Annotated in this window: 24 protein-coding genes; 3 read left to right on the forward strand and 21 right to left on the reverse strand. The window is 38.5% G+C overall.

What is annotated here, in order from left to right; genetic code table 11:
- Positions 1-89 precede the first annotated feature (89 nt).
- Positions 90-1,430, forward strand: coding sequence for a YjiH family protein (locus MKX67_RS22360; RefSeq protein ID WP_095371469.1), 1,341 nt, complete (start codon positions 90-92; stop codon positions 1,428-1,430).
- 64 nt (positions 1,431-1,494) lie between these two features.
- On the opposite strand, the gene MKX67_RS22365 is transcribed toward MKX67_RS22360, so the two are convergent.
- The 7 genes from MKX67_RS22365 to MKX67_RS22395 all read right to left on the reverse strand — a co-directional run bounded on the left by MKX67_RS22365 (position 1,495) and on the right by MKX67_RS22395 (position 7,666).
- Entirely contained in the window at positions 1,495-1,827 is a 333-nt protein-coding gene (locus MKX67_RS22365; protein WP_095371468.1) for a hypothetical protein, read from the reverse strand.
- Positions 1,828-1,957: 130 nt separating this feature from the next.
- The gene (ybaK, locus tag MKX67_RS22370) at positions 1,958-2,434 is read right to left on the reverse strand and encodes a Cys-tRNA(Pro) deacylase (protein ID WP_095371467.1); all 477 of its coding nucleotides are present in this window, start codon (positions 2,432-2,434) and stop codon (positions 1,958-1,960) included.
- Positions 2,435-2,482: 48 nt separating this feature from the next.
- Positions 2,483-4,144 carry an alpha-glucosidase gene (locus tag MKX67_RS22375; RefSeq protein WP_340976938.1) on the reverse strand — a complete coding sequence of 554 codons (1,662 nt, stop codon included), beginning with the start codon at positions 4,142-4,144 and terminating at the stop codon, positions 2,483-2,485.
- Between the two features lie 20 nt (positions 4,145-4,164).
- Positions 4,165-5,061: an NAD(P)/FAD-dependent oxidoreductase gene (locus tag MKX67_RS22380; protein ID WP_307316435.1), complete on the reverse strand. Its 897-nt coding sequence runs from the start codon at positions 5,059-5,061 to the stop codon at positions 4,165-4,167.
- A gap of 417 nt (positions 5,062-5,478) precedes the next feature.
- A complete protein-coding gene (locus tag MKX67_RS22385) occupies positions 5,479-5,766 on the reverse strand; it encodes a hypothetical protein (RefSeq protein ID WP_341058243.1) in 288 nt (95 codons plus the stop codon).
- 132 nt (positions 5,767-5,898) lie between these two features.
- Positions 5,899-6,480: a hypothetical protein gene (locus MKX67_RS22390; RefSeq protein WP_095371463.1), complete on the reverse strand. Its 582-nt coding sequence runs from the start codon at positions 6,478-6,480 to the stop codon at positions 5,899-5,901.
- 10 nt (positions 6,481-6,490) lie between these two features.
- Positions 6,491-7,666 (reverse strand): ParM/StbA family protein, encoded by a 1,176-nt coding sequence (locus MKX67_RS22395; protein ID WP_342488776.1) that lies wholly within the window; start codon positions 7,664-7,666, stop codon positions 6,491-6,493.
- 724 nt (positions 7,667-8,390) lie between these two features.
- Between MKX67_RS22395 and MKX67_RS22400 the strand changes: the two genes are divergently transcribed.
- Complete coding sequence (locus tag MKX67_RS22400; protein WP_095371461.1) at positions 8,391-9,878, forward strand: peptide MFS transporter; 1,488 nt, start codon at positions 8,391-8,393, stop codon at positions 9,876-9,878.
- Positions 9,879-9,926: 48 nt separating this feature from the next.
- On the opposite strand, the gene MKX67_RS22405 is transcribed toward MKX67_RS22400, so the two are convergent.
- Positions 9,927-10,916: an ornithine cyclodeaminase family protein gene (locus MKX67_RS22405; RefSeq protein WP_342488777.1), complete on the reverse strand. Its 990-nt coding sequence runs from the start codon at positions 10,914-10,916 to the stop codon at positions 9,927-9,929.
- Between the two features lie 82 nt (positions 10,917-10,998).
- A complete protein-coding gene (locus MKX67_RS22410) occupies positions 10,999-12,288 on the reverse strand; it encodes an MFS transporter (RefSeq protein WP_095371459.1) in 1,290 nt (429 codons plus the stop codon).
- A 346-nt stretch (positions 12,289-12,634) separates the two neighbouring features.
- Here MKX67_RS22410 and MKX67_RS22415 point away from each other — a divergent pair, with 346 nt between their 5' ends.
- A complete protein-coding gene (locus MKX67_RS22415; protein WP_095373575.1) occupies positions 12,635-13,804 on the forward strand; it encodes an MFS transporter in 1,170 nt (389 codons plus the stop codon).
- 27 nt (positions 13,805-13,831) lie between these two features.
- Here the strand turns inward: MKX67_RS22415 and MKX67_RS22420 are convergent, their stop codons facing one another.
- The 12 genes from MKX67_RS22420 to phnG all read right to left on the reverse strand — a co-directional run bounded on the left by MKX67_RS22420 (position 13,832) and on the right by phnG (position 23,976).
- Positions 13,832-14,671 (reverse strand): ABC transporter permease subunit, encoded by an 840-nt coding sequence (locus MKX67_RS22420; protein WP_322909872.1) that lies wholly within the window; start codon positions 14,669-14,671, stop codon positions 13,832-13,834.
- Positions 14,671-15,459 carry a phosphonate ABC transporter, permease protein PhnE gene (gene phnE / locus MKX67_RS22425; RefSeq protein WP_095371457.1) on the reverse strand — a complete coding sequence of 263 codons (789 nt, stop codon included), beginning with the start codon at positions 15,457-15,459 and terminating at the stop codon, positions 14,671-14,673. The genes MKX67_RS22420 and phnE overlap by 1 nt, the downstream gene beginning before the upstream one ends.
- Positions 15,460-15,470: 11 nt before the next feature.
- Positions 15,471-16,232, reverse strand: coding sequence for a phosphonate ABC transporter ATP-binding protein (phnC, locus tag MKX67_RS22430; RefSeq protein WP_095371456.1), 762 nt, complete (start codon positions 16,230-16,232; stop codon positions 15,471-15,473).
- 21 nt (positions 16,233-16,253) lie between these two features.
- Positions 16,254-17,279, reverse strand: coding sequence for a PhnD/SsuA/transferrin family substrate-binding protein (locus MKX67_RS22435; RefSeq protein ID WP_095371455.1), 1,026 nt, complete (start codon positions 17,277-17,279; stop codon positions 16,254-16,256).
- Positions 17,280-17,396: 117 nt separating this feature from the next.
- On the reverse strand, positions 17,397-18,230 hold the full coding sequence (locus tag MKX67_RS22440; RefSeq protein ID WP_307316408.1) for a PHP domain-containing protein: 834 nt from the start codon (positions 18,228-18,230) through the stop codon (positions 17,397-17,399).
- Entirely contained in the window at positions 18,227-18,937 is a 711-nt protein-coding gene (locus MKX67_RS22445) for an ATP-binding cassette domain-containing protein (protein ID WP_095371454.1), read from the reverse strand. Before MKX67_RS22445 ends, MKX67_RS22440 begins: the two co-directional genes overlap by 4 nt.
- Positions 18,934-20,139 carry a phosphonate metabolism protein PhnM gene (gene phnM, locus MKX67_RS22450; protein WP_095371453.1) on the reverse strand — a complete coding sequence of 402 codons (1,206 nt, stop codon included), beginning with the start codon at positions 20,137-20,139 and terminating at the stop codon, positions 18,934-18,936. Before phnM ends, MKX67_RS22445 begins: the two co-directional genes overlap by 4 nt.
- Before the next feature lie 15 nt (positions 20,140-20,154).
- Positions 20,155-20,994 carry an ATP-binding cassette domain-containing protein gene (locus MKX67_RS22455; protein WP_307316403.1) on the reverse strand — a complete coding sequence of 280 codons (840 nt, stop codon included), beginning with the start codon at positions 20,992-20,994 and terminating at the stop codon, positions 20,155-20,157.
- Positions 20,987-21,853 carry an alpha-D-ribose 1-methylphosphonate 5-phosphate C-P-lyase PhnJ gene (locus MKX67_RS22460; RefSeq protein WP_307316401.1) on the reverse strand — a complete coding sequence of 289 codons (867 nt, stop codon included), beginning with the start codon at positions 21,851-21,853 and terminating at the stop codon, positions 20,987-20,989. The genes MKX67_RS22455 and MKX67_RS22460 overlap by 8 nt, the downstream gene beginning before the upstream one ends.
- Positions 21,854-21,858: 5 nt before the next feature.
- Entirely contained in the window at positions 21,859-22,950 is a 1,092-nt protein-coding gene (locus MKX67_RS22465; protein WP_095371450.1) for a carbon-phosphorus lyase complex subunit PhnI, read from the reverse strand.
- Positions 22,950-23,540 (reverse strand): phosphonate C-P lyase system protein PhnH, encoded by a 591-nt coding sequence (phnH, locus tag MKX67_RS22470; RefSeq protein ID WP_322909873.1) that lies wholly within the window; start codon positions 23,538-23,540, stop codon positions 22,950-22,952. The genes MKX67_RS22465 and phnH overlap by 1 nt, the downstream gene beginning before the upstream one ends.
- Positions 23,541-23,553: 13 nt before the next feature.
- Positions 23,554-23,976, reverse strand: coding sequence for a phosphonate C-P lyase system protein PhnG (gene phnG / locus MKX67_RS22475; protein WP_307316397.1), 423 nt, complete (start codon positions 23,974-23,976; stop codon positions 23,554-23,556).
- Positions 23,977-24,362: the final 386 nt, after the last annotated feature.

Raw genomic sequence — 24,362 nt, forward strand, 5'->3', positions numbered from 1 at the left:
CTACCATTTTTAAGTATAAGGTTGGCAATTAATATAGAATGAATTAAAATGTAGTCTGACTTATTTTTATTAGAAGGAGACATCAACTGATGCGTAAATATAAATTATCGGATATGTTGACCTTCCTCATTCCGTCAATTTTAGGTATCTTATTCTTTATGATTCCTATTAGTATTGATGGGGAGGTAACAATTCCTATCGCTATATTATCCGGCTGGATACAGGATTTATTAAATGGATCTATTCCACTTATTATGGTCGTTATTATTGTCCTTACTTTAGTAGGAACTTTGATTGCCAAGATTTCTCCTGCTATATTCAAAAACTCACCCTTTTTAAATAACCTATTCAATGTCACATATGGATGGGTAATTGTCCGCTTCATCGGGGCTGTATTTGCTGTTCTAACATATCTTCAATGGGGAGTTGAAGCAGTTTGGTCTACAGCTACTGGTGGACTTTTATTATTTGATCTATTGCCCGTTTTATTTAGTGTATTTTTATTTGCCGGCTTACTTTTGCCGTTATTAGTCAATTTCGGTCTACTAGAGTTATTTGGTTCTTTACTTACCAAGGTAATGAGACCACTTTTCAAACTACCAGGTCGTTCAGCAGTCGACTGTGTTGCCTCTTGGATTGGAGATGGTACAATCGGAGTGCTTTTAACAAGCAAGCAATACGAAGAAGGCTTTTATACAAAAAAAGAAGCGGCTATTATTGGAACTACTTTTTCTGTTGTGTCTATCACTTTCAGTCTTGTTGTTATTTCTCAAGTTGGCTTAGGGGATTACTTTATTCCTTTCTACTTAACCATACTAGCAACAGGGATCATTGCAGCATTCATTATGCCTCGTATCCCACCACTTTCAAGAAAAGCGGATACTTATTATAAAGAGAAAGCAAAAGAAGCAGATGAGGACATTCCTAAAGGCTATAATTCTTTTACTTGGGGTATTGATTCTGCGATTAATAGAGCAAAGAAAAATAAAGATGTTAAGGCTTTCTTCACCGATGGCTTTAAAAATATTTTAGATATGTGGATGGGTGTTGCACCAATTGTTATGGCCCTCGGCACACTCGCGTTAATTTTAGCTGAATATACGCCTATCTTCACTTGGATAGGAATGCCATTTATTCCTATTTTAGAGCTTTTAGGACTACCTGAAGCTGCTGCCGCATCTGAAACATTATTCGTTGGGTTTGCAGATATGTTTTTACCTTCTGTCATGGGGGCAGGAATAGAAAGTGAAATGACACGGTTTGTCATCGCTGCTCTATCCGTATCACAGCTCATTTATATGTCTGAAGTTGGTGGATTACTACTAGGTTCTAAAATTCCTGTATCTTTCTTTGACTTAGTATTAATTTTTATTCTTAGAACAGTTATTGCTTTACCAGTTATTACATTGGTTGCTCATTTTATTTTTTAACCCCGTTATTCTTTCTCGGGAAATAATTTTATTCGCCACCTGTCATTCCTAACAGGGGGCGTTTTTATATACATTGAATAGATTGAACTTTTGATAGATGTATAACTAAAAAGATCCATCGGTTATGATAAAACCTCCAACCATACAACGTTTGCCCCTTTACGAAGGTTGGACAAAACCAAAGTTGTTCTCCATTTTTAAGCGCCATACAGTGAATACGATATAATCCTTTCACACAAATTTGTTTCAAAATGAATTCAGGTTGTTCTTCAGGTAGATTGGGCATTTTTTTTGGCGGTTTATAAGAAGGGGGCGTTTGCTGGAATGTACCTATATCCATATTTTTTAACAGTTTCCCTTTAATACCTTTTGGTTCATGTACGTTAAAATGACTCATATTAATCACCTCATGCACATCTTATGTGAAAAGTGACTATTTGGACTCACACCTCTTTAGAAATTACTATAATCCCTATCCAGAAAACAAAAAAATGCCTGCAGTAACATCTTCTGAGGCATTTGGTATTTTATTGAGCGATCTCGTATAATTCTGCACTTGTCATTTTAATGAGGTCTTGCAACGTTAATTCTATCTGAGTACCTAATTTACCCCCACTAACAATCATACTTTTCAAATCCTTTGCTGATGCATCGATAATAGTAGGATATTGTTTTTTCATACCAATTGGTGAACAACCTCCACGAATATAGCCGGTAATCTTCTGAATATCTTTCACATGGATCATTTCAATTTTCTTCTCACCTGACGCCTTAGCAGCCTTTTTCATATCCAGTTCCTTATCGACTGGAATAACAAAGACATAGTTTTGTTTACTTGCACCGACTGTCACTAATGTTTTAAAAACCGTTTGACCTGATTTCCCCGTTTTTTCTGCCACCGAAAGACCATCTATTTTTCCATCCGCGACATCATAAGTCATGATCTCATAGCTTACTTTCGACTGATCTAATAACCGCATCGCATTTGTTTTTCCTTTTGCCATTCATCTACATCTCCTAGAAATAACGAAAAAATATATATTTATATTTGCTTATGTTCGATAAACTCTAGCTTCATATGGACGGAGTTCCATTTTCTTAGATAGCGATATATCGCCTTGTGCTTGATAGTTCCATAATAATAGCTTTGAACTATCCCTGACAAGTTGGTGATTTAAATTTAAAGTTACGTTACACTCAGACAGGTTTACTATAACCAGAAACCTCTGTTCTTCATCTTCTCTTGTATAAGCAAAAATCTGTTTATGATTTGGAAAAAGAAGATTATATTCACCCTCAATAAAAGTAGCGTGAGTTTTCCTTAAAGTAATCATCTCTTTGTAAAATTGCAATACAGAATGATTTGAATTTTTTTGGAGAGTAACATTGATTTTAGTATAATTTTCATTTGTCTCCATCCATGGTTTGCCCTCTGTAAAGCCTGCGTTTGAATCAGAACTCCACTGCATAGGTGTACGGCTATTATCACGAGAAGAAGCCCAGATGAGTTTCATAATCTCTTTGTGTGGCCAGCCTTTCTGTTGTTTGTCCTTATATAGATGATGAGTGAGGATATCATAATAGGAGGACATCCCTTCGAAGTGCACATTCGTCATGCCTATTTCTTGGCCTTGATAAATAAAAGGTGTACCTTTCATAAAGAAGTACATACATGCTAAGGCTGTGGCGCTTTCATACCAATAATCTTTATCATTTCCCCAAGTTGAAACAATTCTCGGCTTATCATGATTTTCGAGAAATAGAGCATTCCAACCGTCTGAAGCTAGCGCGACTTGCCATTTTGTTAATACTTTTTTCAGAGCAATGATATCCAGGATTGGGTTTTCTTCTGCATCCCATAAACCAAGATGCTCAAATTGAAAGACCATATCCATTTTTCCTTGATCTTTACCAACCCAAAGAAGAGACTCCTCTGCACTAACCCCATTTGCCTCCCCAACCGTAACGACTGGGTACTTCCCATACGTTTCTTTTTTTAATTCTAAAAGCCAATCATGTATTCCAGGTTGATTCATATGCTTCGAGAAAGAAGGAACATATGTCTCTTGATTAGTTGGAGGGATGTCTGGTAATCCTGGGCTTTTCTTGATATGACTAATCGCATCAATTCTAAAGCCGTCTACTCCTTTTTCTAGCCACCAATTGACTGTATCGTATAGTGCATGACGCACCGCTTGATTTTCCCAGTTTAAATCTGGTTGTTTTTTAGAGAATATATGCAAATAATATTCATCCGTTTCTTCATCAAATGTCCATGCAGAACCACCAAATATACTGGCCCAGTTATTCGGCTCTTGCCCATCTTTTCCTTTTCTCCAAATATACCAATCTCGCTTTTTCGATTCCTTGCTAACTTTCGACTCTATAAACCATGCATGCTCATCACTTGTATGGTTTAAAACAAGATCAATAATTAGTCGCATACCTCTTTGATGCACTTCTTCTAATAATTGATCAAAGTCATTCATTGTCCCGTATTCAGCTAGAATTGCTTGATAATTTGAAATGTCATAGCCGTTATCATCGTTAGGAGACTGATATATCGGACAAATCCAAATCAAATCAATCCCAAGTTCTTTTAAATATGATAGGCGTTGAATAATGCCTTGTATATCCCCAATGCCGTCCCCATTTGAATCTTGAAAGCTTCGCGGATAGATTTGATAGGCAATTGCGTTTTTCCACCAAGTCACATCCCATTCCTCACCTTCTACTAACGATTAATTAATGATTTATGAATCCATATGGCCGCCTGAGAGCCTTCACCCATAGCAATTGTCACTTGTTCTGAATGAGCCACAACATCACCAGCAGCCCAAACATGAGGGACATTCGTCATTTTCGAGCGCCCATCCGTTATAATATGCTGATTACCTAAACGTTCTACTCCTAATTTTGCTGCTAAGTCTGATTTTACATGATTCCCTCCATAAGCAATAAAACCCCTCTCACCTTCTACAATCTGCCCAGATTCCAATCGAACTCCCCGAAACGATGAGCCATCTGCCAATACTTCGGCTATTTTCTCTTCAATCACTTCGATTCCTAATTTCTCTAACTGTTGATAAGTTTGTGGATAAACTTCTTTTTTCTCATCATTAACGAATATTATTGAATTCGTCCAATAAGCAAGCGTCAATGCCATATTAGCACCCGTGTTTCCAGAACCCATCACAACCGTTGTTTTATCCTTCACCTCATACCCATCACAGTCTGGACACACGTACACAGTCAAACCTAGACATGGGCCGAGCGATTCATAAGGGGGAATATGGTCCATGATTCCTGTGGCAAGTAATAACCGCATGCCTCTATATTGCTTATTACTTCTTGTGTAAATAATGAACTCCTCTTCCTCGTATACAATGTCTACCACTCGTTCATCTTGATAATGAACACCATATTTCTCTCCATGCGCTCTTCCGATTTCCCTAAGATAAGGGCCGCTTACGCCATTAGGATAACCTAATATATTATGATAACTTTGACAAATTGACGATCGACCTTGATTATCATCTAGCACTAACACTCGGTGTTTATAACGACCTAATTGAATCGCTGCCTGTAACCCTGCGATTCCACCACCAATAATGATGCATTCGTATTTCATACTCCTCATCCCTCCTCATTTTCATCTTCGTATTGTTTCCAAACGGATGAAAAAAAATGAAAAAGGGCAACAAAAACTTATTATCCACAACAAATAAATTAACTTGTGGATAAATTATATATATTCACAGGGTTATACACATACGAACAAACGCTTGGTTTAATAGCTTTTTCCTGTGATATAAATAACTTCTTCCTTTGAGTCAATTTCACCTTTTTAAGTTATCCACTTTTTATTGTGGACAACTGTTGATAAGTGCTAATATTCTTTAAATTGTTTTCGAGCGATTTGATTTTTAACTTTTTAGTTACCCAGACTTGCGGTACACTCCTTTTTACTTTGTTTATTTCTGGAGGAGCTCTTCTTTTAGTCGCGATTCTTCCTTTTTCGCTACTCATTTCTTGGGGTACTCTCTTTTTAGTCGCGATTCTCCCCTTTTTCGCTACTCATTTCTTGAGGAGCTCTTCTTTTAGTCGCGATTCTCCCCTTTTCGCTACTCATTTCTTGAGGAGCTCTTCTTTTAGTCGCGATTCTCCCCTTTTCGCTACTTATTTCTTGGAAAGCTCTCTTTTTAGTCGCGATTCTCCCTTTTTCGCTACTCATTTCTTGAGGGGCTCTTCTTTTAGTCGCGATTCTCCCTTTTTCGCTACTCATTTCTTGGGGTACTCTCTTTTTAGTCGCGATTCTTCCTTTTTTGCTACTCATTTCTTAAGGAGCTCTCCTTTTAGTCGCGATTCTCTCTCTTGTTCCCAAATAAAAGACTTGTCCTCACAGCCCCACCCAACATAGGTTCAAAAATAACAAAAAGGTTGCCCACCCACGTCGGCAACCTTCCTGCTATTTATTCATATGTGACAAAAAACCACCTAATAAATCATCAATATCTTCTTCTTCGGCTTCTTCCTTATGTGTTTCTGGTTCGTTTTTCTTCGCTTGATTCCAATCGAAACTATCTAGTTCATCTTCAAACGTCGCATCGTCGGCAGGTTCTTCCGCCGCAGCAGTTTCCTGCCATTCATCAACAGGGGTAACACCTGATTCTTCTTGCAAATATAATGCTTCATCGATATTAGCTGAGCCACTATTTAAAGAGGCTAATAATGCTGTGGCTCTGAGTGGGTCGGAAATAAGCTGATACACAATACTTCCGAGTAGTGCCTCAGAATGCTCATGTTTTAGCCAATCCTTTTGAACCTTTGTTAAGTGTTTCGGAAGTGGAATCGTAATAGCTTCTCTCTCATTACTCTTATTTTGATTGACTCCCGCAAGGACAATTTCTGCAACCTTACTAGAAAAATTTCTTCTCTCTGTTGTTTTTAATCTTTGTAGCTCTTTTAGTAAATAATCTGGTGTATCGGATGGTATTCGGAATGAAATTGACTGACCCCTTTTCAATTCCGAAGAAGCTGGTTTTTTCATCAAAACTCACCTAGTTTGATTTAACAGGTTTCTTATCCTGCTTATCTTTGTTTGTTCTTCTTGCATAATCTGCAACCAATTTATAATAGGCATTCGCCATCATCCAAATGCTTTCTTTTTCATCTTCAAAAAAGTCGATGTTAAAGCCATCTAAATTATTATTCAATGTCTTGAGGTAATCTTTTAGGACGATGGAACCACCACCAACAAAATAGCATATCTCAGTTTGCGAATTTTTTTGCCATACGTTTCTTAATAAACGATATTGCTTCTTCGCTAAGTCTAAAAGAATGCGATCTGTAATGTCATGAACGCTTGTGCGGCTACCTTTAACCATAATATGGTTGCGATTGTTTTTTCTTGTAATAATCTCCACGACATCGCGGCGACTATCAAGCTCTATACCATGTTTTGATCTTATTTCTTCTCTAATCGCTTCTAAAGATTCAGACACACCTAAATTAAAGCCCTGAGCTTTATCATCATCCACATTTCGATCTTTAATGACAGCGATATCTGTTGATAAACCACCAATATCTTGAATAAGTATGCGTTTATCTATTAAGTCTTTATTAATAATATTTAATTGATTGTCCATCACCAAATTAATGAATGCAGCAAAGCCTTCAGGATATACTTTAACATCATCAAATTTAATATTAACCTTTATCCCTTGGTATTTAGGTGTAATTAAAAATTCAATTTGATGAACAGAACCCATTAATTTAGAACGATAACCCGAATCCTTACCTTCTTTTGCTTCTCTCAATGGAAGTCCTGTACCTAATAAATAATTCGCATCAACCACATTACCAGATCTCTTAAATGTAGCTCCTTTTTCTTCGTTAACTGCATCCAATGCCAATGCTGTAAATAACATGACCAATGTTTGATCTTCTTCAGATTTACTACTGCCTGGATCAAGCTCTGACGCGTTATCACTTTTGGTTGCTAAATGTCCCACACGATAGATTGCATTATTCTCTTTCAAAGCAGGGGAGTGGACACGAATATGTATGCCATCTAGCGGATCCTTACTATTTAGCTCTTCAATTCCAATGACTGGTCTATCCTCAATATCTCTTGCTACGACATTCGGTAAATTAAGCTCGTTCTCTACCTTACCAAAAATAGCTTTAAGCGAATCATTACCAACATCGACAGCCGCAATTCTTGCATTCGTCATCTCTTATCCAACCCTTTCATTCTCATAAATTTGAGTTAATAGTTTAAGAGTAATAGAGAATGAAGTATTAAGCAATGAAACAGGGAGAAAAGTTACCAAATCGTAAAAACGTAAACAAACAGCAAAATTACGCATACTTGTATACTTTAATGTTTACAAGAAGACAAAACTCGCACACACCTTGATATATCAACATGTATACATTTTTGCATACTTGTACACATAAGAACTATAATACGTAAACAATAACGTAAACTTGCATACTTATTTCGTTTACATGTATTCAATTACAGAATACATGTAAACATAAACCTCCCTACCTCTTAATTTGTTTATAAAAAATATTAAAGGGAACGATACTATCATGCCCTTAGGGAGGTCTATTGGAAGTGAATAAAAGATAGTATCAGAATCATTCAAGTAGAAAATACTATCAATGGTTTATAGTTCCCGCTAGTGGGTCTTCGGAATTCACATATAATTATCAAAATTTCCTGAAATGTAATCAACATGATTAGAATTTTTGATAAAGTTCACCTATTATAATTGTACCTAAAAACATATTATTTCATTATCAGAATAATCTTAATATAATTTTTTAAAAAAGGAGCATTCCCATTAAATCAATATTTATACGTTTATATGGCTAAAATATACTTATCTTTGATTTGACAAAAATCTGAAAAACATTATTATAGTATAAGTAAAAAAAGGAGGAAGTTATATGTCTGACGACAAACAACGTATTGTCGATAGTGTGCCTCAGAAGGGATTTTTTGGACATCCTAAAGGTTTATTCACACTATTTTTCACTGAATTTTGGGAGCGCTTTTCCTACTATGGAATGAGAGCCATCCTTGTTTTCTACATGTATTATGAAGTTTCACAAGGCGGTTTAGGTCTTAGTCAAACAACGGCTTTATCTATAATGTCTATATATGGTTCACTTGTTTACATGTCTGGAATCATTGGCGGTTGGTTCGCTGACAGAATATTTGGTACTTCTAAAGCTATTTTCTATGGCGGAATCCTTATTATGCTTGGACATATCGCATTGGCTATTCCTGGAAGCGTTGCCATGTTCTTTGTATCCATGGTATTAATTGTATTGGGAACTGGTTTATTAAAGCCTAATGTATCAAGTGTTGTAGGCGATATATATAGCGAAAATGATAGTCGCCGTGATGCAGGGTTCAGTATTTTCTATATGGGAATTAACCTTGGTGGTTTCCTTTCTCCTCTAATCGTTGGTTCACTAATGGATACAAGTTTCCATCTTGGATTTGGTGTGGCTGCGGTTGGTATGTTTGTTGGATTAGTCACTTTCCAAGTAACTAAGAAAAAATATTTAGGTCTAGCAGGTACTCAGGTACCTAACCCATTAGCACCAAATGAAAAGAAACGAGTATTTACACAAATAGGATTAGGTATTCTTATTGTTGCTATTCTAGTTGCTGTAGGTATTCCTACTGGATATTTAACATTTGAAAGTCTTGTCTTTATTGTCGGAATTTTAGGAGTAGGAATTCCAATTATATACTTTACTGTTATGTACAGAAGTAAGAAAACGACAGATGTGGAACGCTCAAGATTAATTGCCTATATACCTTTGTTCATTGCAGCAGTTATGTTTTGGGCAATTCAAGAGCAAGGTTCAACAATCTTAGCCAGCTATGCAGACAATCGTACGGATTTAGAATTTATGGGAATTACTATTTCCCCAGCATGGTTCCAATCTCTTAATCCTTTATTCATTATTGTATTGGCACCAATGTTTGCTTGGTTATGGGTAAAGCTTGGAGATCGTCAACCTACGATTCCACAAAAGTTCTCTCTCGGATTACTATTTGCAGGTCTTTCTTTTATCGTTATTCTTGTACCTGGATATTTCGCTTCAGAAGGTGCATTAGTAAGTCCACTTTGGTTAGTATTAAGTTATTTTATTGTTGTACTTGGTGAACTTTGTTTATCACCAGTTGGTTTATCAGCAACGACAAAACTAGCTCCAACTGCATTCTCTGCACAAACAATGAGCCTTTGGTTCTTAGCAAGTGCAGCAGCTCAAGCCATCAATGCACAAGTGGTTAGATTTTATTCAGCTGAAACAGAAGTACTTTACTTCGGTATTATTGGTGGTTTATCCATTGTCCTTTCAATCGTCCTTTTCTTGGTTGCACCAAAAATCCAGAAAAAAATGCGAGGAATTAAATAAATTCATAAAAAAGATGAACCTATACGACGGTTCATCTTTTTCTTTCGCTTAAACCTCTACTTCTGTACCAATTCCCTGTTTTTTTGCTTTATCATATACAGCTGCTGCAGCTGCTAAGTCAAAATAAGCAGCTCCAACAGATTTGAAGAAAGTAATTTCTTCCTCTGATTCTCTTCCCTTAATTGTATGTGCTGCTAATTCTGTAAGCTCTCCATGTAGCTCATTAAAATGCCAATCACCTTTATTATTAGGAATAATAAAGTCACCAGCTTCTTCTTTTACACCTTCTATCGTATCAGCAACCACTTTACTCGCTCGTTTTAATGTTTCAACGTCCACTTCTTGCATATTAGGTAAATAAGATCCAATGCCATTGATATGTGTGCCTTGCTGCAAACTAGCTCCTTTGAATATTGGTTCCACTGCTCGTGTACTACAATTGACAATATCAGACCGTTTCACAGCATCATCAGGATCTGCTACCACTTCCACTTTCCCTTTATAATTTGGCAGGATCTCTCTCATTCGGTTATAAAAGTTCTCCGCTCTTTCCCTTGTACGGTTATATAAATATATATGATCAATATTTCTGACTTCGCATACAGCTTGTAGTTGCTCCTCTGCCATTGCACCACAACCAAGCACGGCAACAGATTTTGCGTCTTTTTTTGCTAAGTATTTTGTTGCGACGCCACTAAGCGCTCCCGTTCTTAATCTAGTTAAATAAGATGCATTCAGACAAGCCACGTGTGTACCGTTTTCTGTATCTGATAACAAGATGACACCTTGGGTTGTTTTTAACCCTTCTTTAGGGTTCTCAGGAAAGATTGTGACTATTTTTACTGCAGCTTTCTTCATTGTCTCCATTGCACTAGGCATATATAATGCCGATGCTTTTTTTGAAGGAATATCTAAAACAGTTCTTTGTGGACTCGCGATTTTACCTTGATGATGAGCAACAAGTGCTGCTTCCATATCCTCAATCGCATCTTTCATTACATATAATGTTTTAATTTCTTTCTCTGATAAAACAAGCATAAAAACATCTCCCTTACAACTATTGACCACATCTCATAAAGCCCGATACGATGACGTACCGAGCTTTTAAATTAACAATCTACTACATGGCTACATCTTGATCTAATTCTTGTTTACTTTTTTCACGTACAGCAATCATGGCAATGAGAGAAATCGCAGCACATAATATAATATATAATGCCACCGGTACATAGGAACCATTAAAGTAGGCAAGTAATGCAGTAGCGATTAATGGCGCGGTTCCACCTGCTACCGCAGCACCAATTTGATAACCTAATGTAATACCCGTATAACGAACATTTGATTTAAAAATTTCTGAGAACATTGTTCCTAAGACGGCTGTAATCGGTGCCCAGACAATCCCTAATCCTAAGACAGTTGCAATGACAAGCCAAGTAACCGTTCCTTGCTGTAACATCCAAAAATAAGGGAAAGCAAAAACAGCCATTGCTATTGTACCACCAATATAGAGTTTCTTCCTACCGATCTTATCAGAAAGACTCCCCATGATAGGAATAAGAATAGTTGTAACAATGGTTCCTACTGTCACAGCATTTAGGGTCGCTGTTCTTGAAAAGCCTAATTCGCTCGTTGCATATGAAACGATAAACGTACCGAAAATATAAAAAGGCGCGGTTTCTACTACTTTTGCTCCTACTGAAATGAGTACTTCTCTCCAAGACGTTTTAAATGTTTCAACGATTGGTATTTTAGCAATCTCTCCACTTTCTTGTGCCTTTTTAAACGATGGTGTTTCATCGATTCCTTTACGGATCCAAAGACCAAAGAAGACGAGTAATGCACTCATGATAAACGGAACACGCCAACCCCATGATAGAAACTGCTCTTCAGGTAATAATGTCATAATAGACAGCGCAATAGTTCCAAGAAGCATACCGATAGTTACCCCCATTTGTGGGACACTACCGAATAATCCACGTTTTTCCTTTGGGGCATATTCTACAGCTAATAAAACAGCTCCACCCCACTCTCCTCCGAGTCCAATTCCTTGAATAAGACGAAGAATAATCAGCAGAATAGGTGCCATGACACCAATGGTTTCATACGTTGGTAAGAAGCCCATTAATACAGTAGATCCACCCATAATGGTTAATGTTAATACTAATGTTTTCTTTCTCCCTACCCTATCACCAATATGGCTGAAGATTACTCCACCTAGTGGTCGAATAAAGAATGCTAACGCAAATGAAGCATATGCCAACATTAAGCCGACTGTTGGATCATCACTATGGAAGAAATATTCATTAAATACAAGAGCAGCAACCGTACCATAGAGAAAATAATCAAACCATTCAATCGAGCTTCCAACAAGGCTAGCAATTAATACTTTTCTATTCTGAGCTTTACTCATTCTAGCACCTCCCTATAATTATAAGAAATATCAAAATATTGTATTTTCAATATAATAGTATATTTATACAAAAAAATCTATAGTTTTCTAAAAAAAGTTCTTTTAACTTATTTAATTGGTTCATAATAGACTGAATGCACAAGAAGCTATGCTAGTAAAAGATTTTCTCACCAAATCACTTTATAAGAATAATAATTAATAGATACTTCTTATTATCTGCACTAAATCCTGCATTACTGGACATAATAGAGGTATATAACTTTGATTTCCTACAGCACTTTCTTTTTCTCTGCCCTTATGATATTTATGTTATAGAGCTGTTATCAGTATTGGAGTGACTTTTGTGATCGAAAAGAAAAAAGCTTTACCTATTTTGTTTGCTGTTATGTTTCTCGTTATGTCCGGATTTGGTGTCATTATTCCGGTTATACCATTCTATGCAGAAGAAATTGGGGCAACCCCCTCGCAATTAGGTTTATTAATGGCCGTTTATTCACTTATGCAATTTATCTTCGCACCATTATGGGGACGTGTATCTGACCGTTATGGCAGGAAACCAGTCATGCTCATCGGCATATTAGGCCTCTCACTTTCGTTCTTCCTAATGGCTTTATCTAGTGAATTATGGATGTTATTTGTCGCACGCATCATCGGAGGAACGCTGTCTGCAGCAAATATGCCAACAGCGATGGCTTATGTTGCTGATATCACGACAGAGGAAGACCGTGCAAAGGGCATGGGGATGATTGGCGCTGCAACAGGTTTAGGCTTTATATTTGGCCCAGCAATAGGTGGGGTATTTTCCCAAGCAAGTTTAAGTACACCCTTTTATGTAGCAGGAACTCTCTCGCTCATTACGAGTCTTTTCGTCCTTTTTGTTTTAAAAGAATCGTTACCTGCAACAGGTACAGGCGAAGGTAGAGAGCGTCCTTCATTTTGGGAGGCGTTTAAAGGTACGACCTCCATTCTATTTATCTTGAATCTGTGCGTATCCCTGTCTCTTGCAGGATTAGAGGCTACCTTTGCTTATTTTGCTTTTCAAAAAGCAGGACTACAGCCAACAGAACTAGGTATCATTTTTATGATAATGGGCTTCGGTTCTGCTCTTGTTCAAGGCGGGTTAGTCGGTAGGCTATCTAAGAAATATGGAGAAGGAGCAGTCATTCAAGGGGGCATAATCGTCAGTGTGATTGGTATGGGGCTTATTTTAACATTAGATAACTTCTTAACCGCTGCAATCTTCCTTACGATTTTCGGAATGGGCAATGGCGCGATAAGACCTGCAGTGTCAAGTCTATTAACAAAATCAGCAAAAGGAGCGCATGGCAATATAACAGGGCTTTTATCCTCTTTTGATTCCTTAGGACGAATACTCGGTCCTCCTCTCGGCGGGTTATTATTTACTGTTTCGATTGGATTTCCTTATATTTCAGGAATGATTCTTTCCGTTTGTGCATTATTATTATTTCAAGTTTACCGTATGAAAGCACCAGGTAAAAAAAGCTTTGAAGCTTAAAAAAGGCTGTCTATGTAAGGCAGCCTTTTAATGTTGACTTGGAAAATAGCGTTTTTTGAGCTGTGTCGACGCAAGCTCTAATAGTATCGCAACAAGGAGAATACAATAGGTGATGAAACCAACTTCTCTTAAATCAAAGTAGAATCCCGATGCCATAAAGAGTTCAAAGCCAATGCCACCTGCCCCTGCGGCCGCCCCCATTGCAACAGCAACCGAAAAATTGATTTCAAAACGAAGAAATGTCCATGATAAAAGATAAGTCATTGTAGATGGTAAAACTGCATGAACGATAGTTTGCCACCAGCCAGCACCTGTCGACCGTAACGCTTCGAGCACCCCTTTATCAACTTCCTCAAATGATTCGGAGAAAGCTTTTACCAAATAGGCTACGGAATGGAACAGCATCCCTAAAACTGCAGCCGTACTCCCTAATCCAGCTGCAATCGCAAAAATCAAAACCCATAAAACCGTTGGAACCGCTCGTATGAACGCGACATACGTTTTAATAACTTTAGCTACACCTTGATTTGATAAGTTTTCCGCTGATAATAATGCAAGGAAAAAGGCAATTACGGCTCCAATTACTGTCGATAGAACGGCTAATGCTAATGTAACACCGACTTGATAAAACGCTTCACCCCAAGAAAAGTGATTCAAAGCTGGCGTAAGGAACATTGTCTGTAAATTGGTCATTGTCTCCTTTAATGCGGAAGTTAACTGAAAGCCGGTATAGTCAAAAAAAAGGAAGGCAACAACAGTTACAATGCCGAGGCTCCATAGAACGGCTTTTAATGTATAGTCAACCTTATTGCCTATTTTTATATTAATTCGACCCGTTTTACTGCGCTTTATATAGGCTATACCCATTATAAGATCACCTTTCTGATACGGTTCGATGTGAGTTCTATGGCGATGACTGTAAGGATAATTAATAATGTCACCAGCGCAACCGCTTCATAATTTAATGTCTTATAATACAGGTCAAACGTATAGCCGATGCCTGTACCTGTCAAAATACCAACCAAAGTTGCACTTCTTATATTCGTTTCGATCATAAACAACATCCAACTCAACATTTGTGGTAATGCCTGTGGAATAACAGCTTTGGAGATTACTTGAAAATATGTGGCCCCCGTCGCCGTTAAGGCTTCAAAAGACTTTAAGCCCACTTCATCAATCGTTTCCATAAACGCTCTCGTCAAAAAGCCAACTGTACCAACAAATAGGGCAAGAAATCCGGTTAGTGAGTTTTGTCCAAATGAGAGTAGAAGAATTAACGCCCATGCTACGACAGGGATATTTCTCGCGACAGAAGCTATTCCTCTAGATAAACCCGCCATTAAACCATTACGCCTCGTCGTTGTTGAACCCGATATTCCGAGGAAAAAAGAAATGAATGCCGCTATCGTTGTCGCAGCTACTGACATGAGAATGGTTTCAACCAATTTCAACATAATGTCAGGAAACTCACGCCAAGTATCCCCCGTAATCCATAAATTTTCAACCATCCATAGACCAGCTGTTGGAATAGCTAACAAGCTTTGATAAAAGTCAAATTGGACCATTTCAATCGATAACCATGTGAAGCAACAAACAATAATCAGTAAGAAGAGATGTTGCCATTTCCTACTTAATCGTTTTTGATCTGTTAACATATTCGCCTTCCTCATACCGTTATAAGCTCTCTTGTATCCATCCCATAGACTTCTCCAATGTGATGAGAGTCTAATTGTCTATTTGGCCCATTGAAAACTAAATGTCCTTTATTTAAACCGATAATTCTATTCGAATAGGATTGGGCTACTTCGACTTGATGGAGGTTAACGATACAAGTGATACCCATTTCTTCGGTAATAGACTTCAAATAATCCATAATGACCTTGGAAGAATGAGGATCTAATGACGCAATCGGTTCGTCACATAAGATGAGCTTCGGATCTTGGATAAGTGCGCGGCAAATTCCTACTCTTTGCTGTTGTCCTCCACTTAGTTGGTCACAGCGTTTATAAGCATGTTCAGCGATTCCCAGCTTCTCTAGGAGATAGAAAGCTCTTTCTTTTTCTTCTTCACTAAAAATACCGAACATTCCTTGTAAAGTCGACTTATATCCGAAGCGCCCATGAAGTACATTTTCGATAACTGTTAAACGTGGGACAAGATTATAATGTTGAAAGATCATCCCGATATTGGCTCTTTCTTTTCTCAATGACTTTCTGCCAAGTTTAAGAATGTTTTCCCCATTAAAAAGGATTTCGCCACTATCCGCTTCCACTAAGCGATTGATGCATCGCAGTAATGTTGATTTTCCAGCTCCTGATGGACCAATAACCGATAAAAATTCGCCTGTTTCAACAGTAAAATCGATATTTGTTAGTACACGGTGACCTTGATAGGATTTATTTAGTGCCCTAATTTCTAATAATGCCAAAGGATTTCGCCTCCTCATAGATTACTTAGATAGCTCTCTTATCGGGTTAAACCATTCATCATCTACTGGCGCCAATCTTTCTTCTCCAGACTTAAAGAATAAAGCCGATTGATCTGAGCCCTCAGGAACGAAGATTTTCTCATTATTTGCTACTTCGTCACTTGATAAGTAGTCTTGTAGCTTTTTGAAGCCTTCCTCCCCTAAAAGGTCGATATTGCCAACAAAAGGTGCATTTAAAACCGGCGTGACACTAATGAGCACAAATTCCTTACCCTTAACAAGACTAAATGGCTCAGCTGCATTATCTTTTACGCGATAAATCGAACCCGGACGATTCGCTTCGCCTTCCACAAGCTCAACATAATTTTCTACACATGTATCACAAAAAGCTGCTACATCAGCACTTCCCTTTAACAAATTAACCGCAGACCCTTGATGTGAATTGCCGAACAATACCTGAGAGAATAATGGGCCACCTTCCATTAAATCTTCTTCTGTTAAACTTTTATCGCTAAAATGGGCAATCAAATCAGAGGCAGGTACTTTAAATCCTGATGTGGAACTATTTGATACAAATGACATTTTTTTATCGGCAATTGTATCTAAAGAAAATTCCCCATTTTCTTTATAGTTATTTACATCATCAACATTGACAGCTAACCAGCTATGATAAACGGCATCGTCTAACGTGCCTGATTCTCCTGTTGAAACAACTAATGGTTGAATAGCGTCATTACGCTCTTTCGCCTCTATATAACCTTGTGCACCCATAAAAGCGAGCTCCGCATTGTTATTTACCATTGTCTCAATAGAGATCGCATAATCCGTTGTTAAATGGTGCTTCACTTCACGACCTGTTGCATCAGCAATTACCTCACCAATGTCATCTCTTGATGATTTCATATCTGATCCTGATTCACTTGGATACCAAACAATATCGACAACATCATCACTTGAAGAAGCCTCGCTATTTCCTTCTTCTGAGCAAGCACCAAGCAACAAAGTCAATAATACAAGCAGCAACCAACCATATGATTTTTTACCCATTTTCATTCACTCCCTTTATAAACGATTTAACTTATTTCACTTTTATTTAAGCATAATAATCTAAATAAAAGACTGAATTTACTGTCTTTTTACACGAAATATACCGGCTTTCACTAATCATTTACAAACCAAATAATCAGTTAACAATCGGTTTATAGGCGACTCATAGTCCCCCATACGGACTGATGAACCAAATGCACCGTGATAATCTGAACCACCTGTCATAAGAAGACCATACCTTGCCATAAGGATATCAATTCTTTGGTGATCCGCTTCACTATGATCAGGATGATTACGCTCAATACCATCCAATCCAATCTGACTATCTACAAGCTCTTCAATCAGATCATAGGAATCAAGTTGACCAGGATGAGCAATTACAGCAAATCCACCATCTGCTTTAATCGCTCGAATGGCATCATATACGTCCACATAAGCAATATCCCCAGCAGCTACTCCCCCTCCTTTAAACAGTGAACGATACAGCTTTTTATATGCTTCTGAGTCGTAAGGTTCTGACGTAATGGCCGCCATAATATGTTGCTTATAAATCGTCTCACTTGGTGAGGCGATTTGCGATATTGCTTTTATAGACAAATGGATGCCTTGCTGTTGAATTTGCCCAATTTGCCAAATGGAATGGGCTTGTCTACGCTTAAGCACTTCATTACATAATGCTAAAATATGCCCTTTGTTAGCATCATAATGGTAGCCTAGTACGTGTACTTTTCGGTTTCTTTTGAAATCAAATGCGGAAATTTCAATCCCAGGAATGAGCTGAATCTGATATGTTTCTGCCCATTTCAAGGCTTCCCCTTGCCCTTTTACCGTATCATGGTCAACGATGCTAATATGTGTGATACCGGTCGCTGCAGCTTTTTCCATAACCACTTGAATGGAATCTGCGCCATCTGAAAAACCGCTATGAACATGTAAATCCGCCTTCATCATAAGGCCGCTCCTGCCCTTTTGAACGATTGCTGGCTCATTTCAAAAATATGATCACATAATTCATCCATAAATTCGATATCATGGAAAACCCCTAGCAATGTTGTCCCACTTTCCTTTAACTTTTGAATCACTTCTTTCACCTTTTGCTTGGACTGTTGATCAAGACTTGCTGTTGGCTCATCTAAAAGGAGTAACCTTGGCTTTTTAACGGCTGCAATGGCAATGTTTAACCTTAACTTTTCCCCACCTGAAAATGTATTAGGGTACGTATCCCATAGTTTGCGATCAAGTTCAAAATGAGAAAGCACTTCCTCTGCTTCTTTTTGTGCTTCTAATAATGACCGCCCCGTCTCCAAAACAGATTGCTCTACTAATTCGCGGGCGGTTGTTCGTGGCATGACATTTAAAAATTGTGACACATACCCAATTTCATATTTTCGTAAATAGATAATCTCCCTTTCTGACGCTTTTTGCAGATCAATCCATCCATATTTCTCTGAGTCAAAATAAATCCGCCCCGCTTCAGGTAAATATGTGCGATAAATACTTTTTAAGATCGTTGATTTCCCACTGCCACTTTTGCCCGTGATCCCAATAAATTCACCTTGGTTCATTGAGAAGTTCAACTGTTGCACAGCATGAATCGTCTGACCTAAATGCACAATTTGAAAGTTCTTCTCCAGACCTTCAATTTTTAAGAATGTCATCGTATTACCTCCTCCATCGCCAGGTTTTTTCGGTAATTTGTTGTCGTTATCACAACACCATTAACCATTGTTAATGTTACTGTTGGAAAACCATCATCCAATTTCTCAATGATGAGTAAATCGGCTTTATAGCCCGGTTTGATAGAACCAATTTCATGATTAAGGTTTACTGCCTTCGCTGGCTTTGAAGTGACCATTTGGAACATATCTAGGAGGTTCTGATCATACTTTTCATGGAGCGTAAAGATAGAATGGAGTAAGGCCGATGGATAATAATCACTACATAAAATATCTGCACATTGATTTCGAATCGCTTCTGCTGCAGATAAATTGCCTGAGTGCGAGCCACCTAAAAGGATATTGGGCGCCCCAACGATTGTATATAGACCGCTCTGCTTCGCCTTTTTAGCAACCTCTAATGTAATTGGAAATTCACTGATTGTGGTCCCAATGGATTGGACGAGGTCAATCTTACCTTTATGGTCATCATCATGTGAAGCAATGCTAACCCCTTGCCTTATCGCTATTTCAGCAATCTCTTTCATCATATCAATCGTCATCACTTTTGAAGATAGGCGGTCTTGGATAATACGATTTAACTCCTGTTCAGTTAAATCACGATAACCACGCATCGTTTCACGAAAAACTTCTAAATTACGATACTGACCTTGACCTGGTGTATGATCCATAAAAGATAGCAGGTGAATTTTACCTGAACGGAGGTTCTCTATTAAACGGTCGACACCTTCCAGATTATCTATTTCAAAACGAGCATGTAGGCGATGGCGAATAAGATGTTGCTGCTCGGATGTCTCCGTAATCGCTTCAACTAATTTCTGTACATTTTCTGGTAAGCGCATCGGCTTATGGGTGAAAATATCCTCCCGGTAGAAAGAAAGTGAATGAAACATCGTTGTAATCCCGTGTCCAATGAGAATCCTTTCTGCTTCACGCAGGCCCATTTGGACATTCATCATACTTGTCGGGCGCGGCGAGATGATAGATTCAATATAATCAGAGTGAATATCTATAAATCCTGGAGAAATATAACCCCCATTTGCATCTATTCTTTCAACATTGGTAAATGAAGTGAGTTCATCTTCTCTTACAATTGCCTTGATCCGTTCTTCTTCTACTAATACTGCATGTTTTTCTAGCATTCTATCTTCAAGTACAATCACACCGTTATGAATAATATACATATGCACCCTCCTCTTTTATAGCAACGAATAAACAAGCTGTTGTGTGTAAGCGTCTTGAGGATCTTCAAGGATTTGATCTGTTAGCCCTTTTTCAATTACTTCTCCATTTAACATCACCATTGTGCGGTCAGCTAGCATACGAATAACGGCTAAGTCATGTGATACCACAATCATGCTGATACCCATCTCACGTTGAATCGTTTTAATTAAATCAAGGACACTGGCTTGCACAGATAAGTCTAACCCGGTCGTTACTTCATCTAAGAAAAGAATGGGGGGATAGTTAGAAAGGGCTTTTGCAATTTGCACACGCTGCTGCATTCCCCCTGAGAACCGCTTGGGTTCTTCTTTCATTCTAAAAAGGGGAAGATGGACCTTGTCGAGCAATTCCGTTCCGACACGCTCCATTTCACCGACATGGCGATTGCCTGCTGCAATGAGTTTCTCAGCGATATTACCAATAGAGGAAAAGTCCATCTTCAACCCTTTTGCTGGATTTTGATAAACCATTCCGAGGATATGGTTGCGCACATATCTTTTTTGCTGATTAGAAAGAGCAAAAATGTTTTTCTCCTTAAAATCTTCATGGTTGATAAACATTTCCCCACCTGTCGCAGTCTCATCAAAATATAAACATTGCATAAGCGTAGATTTCCCACTCCCACTTTCACCAACAATCCCTAATATTTCCCCGGGAAATAATTCAAACGAGATATTTCGACAGGCATACACTGTCCCACAATAAGGGCAAAAATTCTTTTCTAACTGTCTCGTATCTTGATGCTGACAATGACTACAGCTTCTTCCAAACACTTTTTCTAATCGCTGGACTTGTAAGATAGGTTTATCACGCATAGCTTATATCCCCTTTTCCTTGAATCGCCCCATTTACTTGTGCTAAACAATGGTGAGAATCATTACATTGGTAATACACTTTATCTTTATCTGCATCTATGATCTCATCCAAAAACGTATCTGTTGCCCCGCATAAATGACAAGCTTGTTCTACGAAAGATTCGACAGTAAATGGGTAATCCTCAAATGCTAATGAACGGACATCTGTATAAGGTGGAACCGCATAGATTTTCTTTTCTCGTCCCGCCCCTAATAAAATAAGTGCTTCCGAATGATTCATTTTATGATTATCAAATCGGGGGATAGGACTCGGTGCCATCACATAACGGTCAGCTACATAGACGGGGTGGTCCGCTCCTGTTTTGGTCTGACCATATTTCATAATTTGTTCAAATAACTGTAGCCAAGCACCGCTGTATTCTTCTTCCGCATGGAGAATTTTCGTTTGTCTTTCACTTTTTTCTACTGACCGCAATGGTTCTGGAGCAGGGACCTGCAAGACGAGCACTTGACCTTCTGTTAAAGGCTGCTCAGGGATGCGATGTCTTGACTGAATAATCGTTGCTTCTGCTGTTCCTTCCGTAATGGCAATGCCTGTCGTTTTTTCAACTAGTTTTTTAATATTGACTGCATTAACTGATTCATCTGATCCTTGATCAATCACCTTTAATACATCGTCTTTGCCAATGATGGATAGCGTCACCTGTAATCCACCTGTACCCCAACCTCTAGCGATAGGCATTTCCCTCGAAGAAAAGGGCACTTGATATCCTGGAATACTAATCGCTTTTAAGATTGTTCTTCTAATCTCTTTTTTTGAGCCTTCATCGAAGAAAGCAAAATGATGGAGTCTTGTCATAATTATTACTCTCCTTTCTGTCCTTTTCTTGCACGATCGAGCTTAGATTGGAAAGTCACATAATGAGGAAGTTTCAAATGCGAAATGAACCCTGTCGATTCAACGGAATCAATATGCAATAAAACAAACTCCTCGTCATGTGTAGGAAAATCAGATGATGGGTGCTGCAAGCATTGATCTAAAATACTCATTGCTATCGCCTTTGTCTCATTTTGTCCGTAGCACATCCCATAGCCGATTTCAAAGTCGAGGGCTTCTTCACTTTCCTCACTTGCGCCCTTTACCGGCACAAATGATTCCACTTCTGTCACTTCAATAGCACCTATATAATATTGCTCTTCCTCACATTCATGTGGAGATGAGATGTGAATAGGCATCATACCCACCCTCAACTCCCCTACATTGGGATGAACTTGACCGTATCCCCGCATAGAAGCATAACCAAGAGAAATAACTGCACCTGTCTGTCCCCTTGTTAATGTCTGCAACCTTGCACTTCGATTGGCAGGAAATTGGAGGCTCTTCTTTGTGACATCAAAAGGCTCGCGATTATCATCTACATAAGTTTGCACAAGACCGTTTTCCCTTAAATATTCCACAACTTTAGGGAAAATTTGTGATGATGGCTGCTCTCTCAGCTGATCGATTCTTTCTTTATAATGCTGCAACCATTGTTTCTCTTCTTGTTGATCCTCTATTAATAAATCAAAATCTAACAACCTATGTGTATAATCCGTTGTTGCTCCTAATATTTGTCCACCAGGAATATCTTTAAAACTAGAAGAAATCCGCCTAGAAATGCGCATATCTTCTGTCTGGATTGCTTCGCTATAATACAATCGTGGTAATGTCGAACGATGGGCACGCAAGGTAAAAACGGCCTCCTCCATATTCCCTTCCGATTGTTTAATAGCCAACGCAGCTAACATAGGCGCATATAGACTAGCTTCAGACATCACCTGATCTACTAAGCCCTTCATCGTGGCAAGAATTGTTTCAATCTCTATATGCCTTTCACCTTTCAGCCGGTTATAACGAAGGCGTTCAATGGAGGCTTCGATAGCCTCTGTCCCTCCTTTAACGGCAACATATCCCATTACTTACTCACCTCACTGATTACTGTTGTCCTTGGTAAACAAACAAGCTTACCTACTTGGTCCGTTATCACGATATCGATTCCTAACGGAAATTCTTGATTTTTCTCTTCACGCGCTTGGTTGATTGTCTGAGAATAAGCGAGCTTTATACGCTTAGCCTTCTTGATCCCTGGCCCTGATAATAGCCATTCTTGCCCTGATGACAACTTCGGGGTCTCAATAATGATAGTGGCAGAAAGTTGGGGATCGATTAAACTACCATTTTTCGCCGATTGGATAGCGCTTATTAGACCAGCTTGTGGTAAATCAGCTGTAATGATGATAAAATCGGCTTCACTTTCCTTCACATGCTTGGCTAATGTCAGTTGAGAGATTCTTTGGACGAGTGGCGTATGGTTCCCTTTAATATGGAAAGTTGCCTCGCTATCGAGTAAGGTTACCATCGTTAAAAAAGTAGAATGATAGCAATCGATTAGATGGTCAATTTGAATCATTTGCTTAGCTAAACTAACTGTTTTACCAGGCTGCGCCATGCAATCCATTACCTTGCGAAACACAGCTTGTGTGTCATGGACATAATCAAGTGGCATTATTTTCACTCCCTTAAATTGACATCGTTTCAAAGGACACTTTTGTTTCCATTAATTGTGCCTGCTCTTTATTTTCCTGATTGATGATTGCTTCTTCTTTCGCTTGGAGAAATTGATTCCATCTCGCTATAATTGGCAATTTTGCGCCATAAGCGGCATCAATGATGGCAAGGTCACGTGACCACTCTTCTTCTAGACCGATGACCATTCCCTTACCTATGCTGCCCTCTATTTCTACCATCGTCTCCGTCATTAATACTTCCCCTAGATAAAATAGGGATTGCTTAGCTGTTTCTCTTACCTTCAGCATTGTTAAACCGTTTCTCGGTGCAACTATTTCTTTTACGTCGTAATGTTCGGTCACCTCTCTCGCCATCTCCTTAGCCAACGAGGCTCCCGCCTTCACTAAAATCGTTGTTCTTCTTTTTCGATTCATCTCCCTACCTCCTCTCGCAAGTTCATCGTAACTTGGCGCCAAGCTGTTGTGTTTTAATTTATTTTTAATATTGTGTAAATAAGGATTTACATGGCGGACACCTTTATAGAATCAACCCTTGCCAAAAACCCCTCTCCTTGTTTTGTGGTGAGGGGTCTTTAAAAATGAATATAGCTATATTGGTTTCGGGCTTGAGCTGCTTTTTTTGAGGTTATTAATGTGGTTGTCAGTTAGTAGGGTGAGTAAATCGGTGGTCGGTGGTTGCTCTCGCTTATCAAGCGATTAGCTACCATATTCCGTTTTGGTTTCGAAATAATGTTCAATTATGACCTTAATTTCATGATACCCTTTGACATGGAGCCTCTACGGGTATAATTAATTACTCG

The organism is Cytobacillus sp. FSL W7-1323, from assembly GCF_038595015.1.
Classification (GTDB): Bacteria; Bacillota; Bacilli; order Bacillales; family Cytobacillaceae; genus Cytobacillus; species Cytobacillus kochii.

What these genes read in the sequence shown, in the direction of transcription:
- MKX67_RS22360 (WP_095371469.1), top strand. Translation starts at nt 90, where the DNA reads ATGCGTAAATATAAATTATCGGATATGTTGACCTTCCTCATTCCGTCA.
- MKX67_RS22365 (WP_095371468.1), bottom strand. Translation starts at nt 1,827, where the DNA reads ATGAGTCATTTTAACGTACATGAACCAAAAGGTATTAAAGGGAAACTG.
- ybaK (WP_095371467.1), bottom strand. Translation starts at nt 2,434, where the DNA reads ATGGCAAAAGGAAAAACAAATGCGATGCGGTTATTAGATCAGTCGAAA.
- MKX67_RS22380 (WP_307316435.1), bottom strand. Translation starts at nt 5,061, where the DNA reads ATGAAATACGAATGCATCATTATTGGTGGTGGAATCGCAGGGTTACAG.
- MKX67_RS22385 (WP_341058243.1), bottom strand. Translation starts at nt 5,766, where the DNA reads ATGAGTAGCAAAAAAGGAAGAATCGCGACTAAAAAGAGAGTACCCCAA.
- MKX67_RS22390 (WP_095371463.1), bottom strand. Translation starts at nt 6,480, where the DNA reads ATGAAAAAACCAGCTTCTTCGGAATTGAAAAGGGGTCAGTCAATTTCA.
- MKX67_RS22395 (WP_342488776.1), bottom strand. Translation starts at nt 7,666, where the DNA reads ATGACGAATGCAAGAATTGCGGCTGTCGATGTTGGTAATGATTCGCTT.
- MKX67_RS22400 (WP_095371461.1), top strand. Translation starts at nt 8,391, where the DNA reads ATGTCTGACGACAAACAACGTATTGTCGATAGTGTGCCTCAGAAGGGA.
- MKX67_RS22405 (WP_342488777.1), bottom strand. Translation starts at nt 10,916, where the DNA reads ATGCTTGTTTTATCAGAGAAAGAAATTAAAACATTATATGTAATGAAA.
- MKX67_RS22410 (WP_095371459.1), bottom strand. Translation starts at nt 12,288, where the DNA reads ATGAGTAAAGCTCAGAATAGAAAAGTATTAATTGCTAGCCTTGTTGGA.
- MKX67_RS22420 (WP_322909872.1), bottom strand. Translation starts at nt 14,671, where the DNA reads ATGGGTATAGCCTATATAAAGCGCAGTAAAACGGGTCGAATTAATATA.
- phnE (WP_095371457.1), bottom strand. Translation starts at nt 15,459, where the DNA reads ATGTTAACAGATCAAAAACGATTAAGTAGGAAATGGCAACATCTCTTC.
- MKX67_RS22435 (WP_095371455.1), bottom strand. Translation starts at nt 17,279, where the DNA reads ATGGGTAAAAAATCATATGGTTGGTTGCTGCTTGTATTATTGACTTTG.
- MKX67_RS22440 (WP_307316408.1), bottom strand. Translation starts at nt 18,230, where the DNA reads ATGATGAAGGCGGATTTACATGTTCATAGCGGTTTTTCAGATGGCGCA.
- MKX67_RS22445 (WP_095371454.1), bottom strand. Translation starts at nt 18,937, where the DNA reads ATGACATTCTTAAAAATTGAAGGTCTGGAGAAGAACTTTCAAATTGTG.
- phnM (WP_095371453.1), bottom strand. Translation starts at nt 20,139, where the DNA reads ATGTATATTATTCATAACGGTGTGATTGTACTTGAAGATAGAATGCTA.
- MKX67_RS22455 (WP_307316403.1), bottom strand. Translation starts at nt 20,994, where the DNA reads ATGCGTGATAAACCTATCTTACAAGTCCAGCGATTAGAAAAAGTGTTT.
- MKX67_RS22460 (WP_307316401.1), bottom strand. Translation starts at nt 21,853, where the DNA reads ATGACAAGACTCCATCATTTTGCTTTCTTCGATGAAGGCTCAAAAAAA.
- MKX67_RS22465 (WP_095371450.1), bottom strand. Translation starts at nt 22,950, where the DNA reads ATGGGATATGTTGCCGTTAAAGGAGGGACAGAGGCTATCGAAGCCTCC.
- phnH (WP_322909873.1), bottom strand. Translation starts at nt 23,540, where the DNA reads ATGCCACTTGATTATGTCCATGACACACAAGCTGTGTTTCGCAAGGTA.
- phnG (WP_307316397.1), bottom strand. Translation starts at nt 23,976, where the DNA reads ATGAATCGAAAAAGAAGAACAACGATTTTAGTGAAGGCGGGAGCCTCG.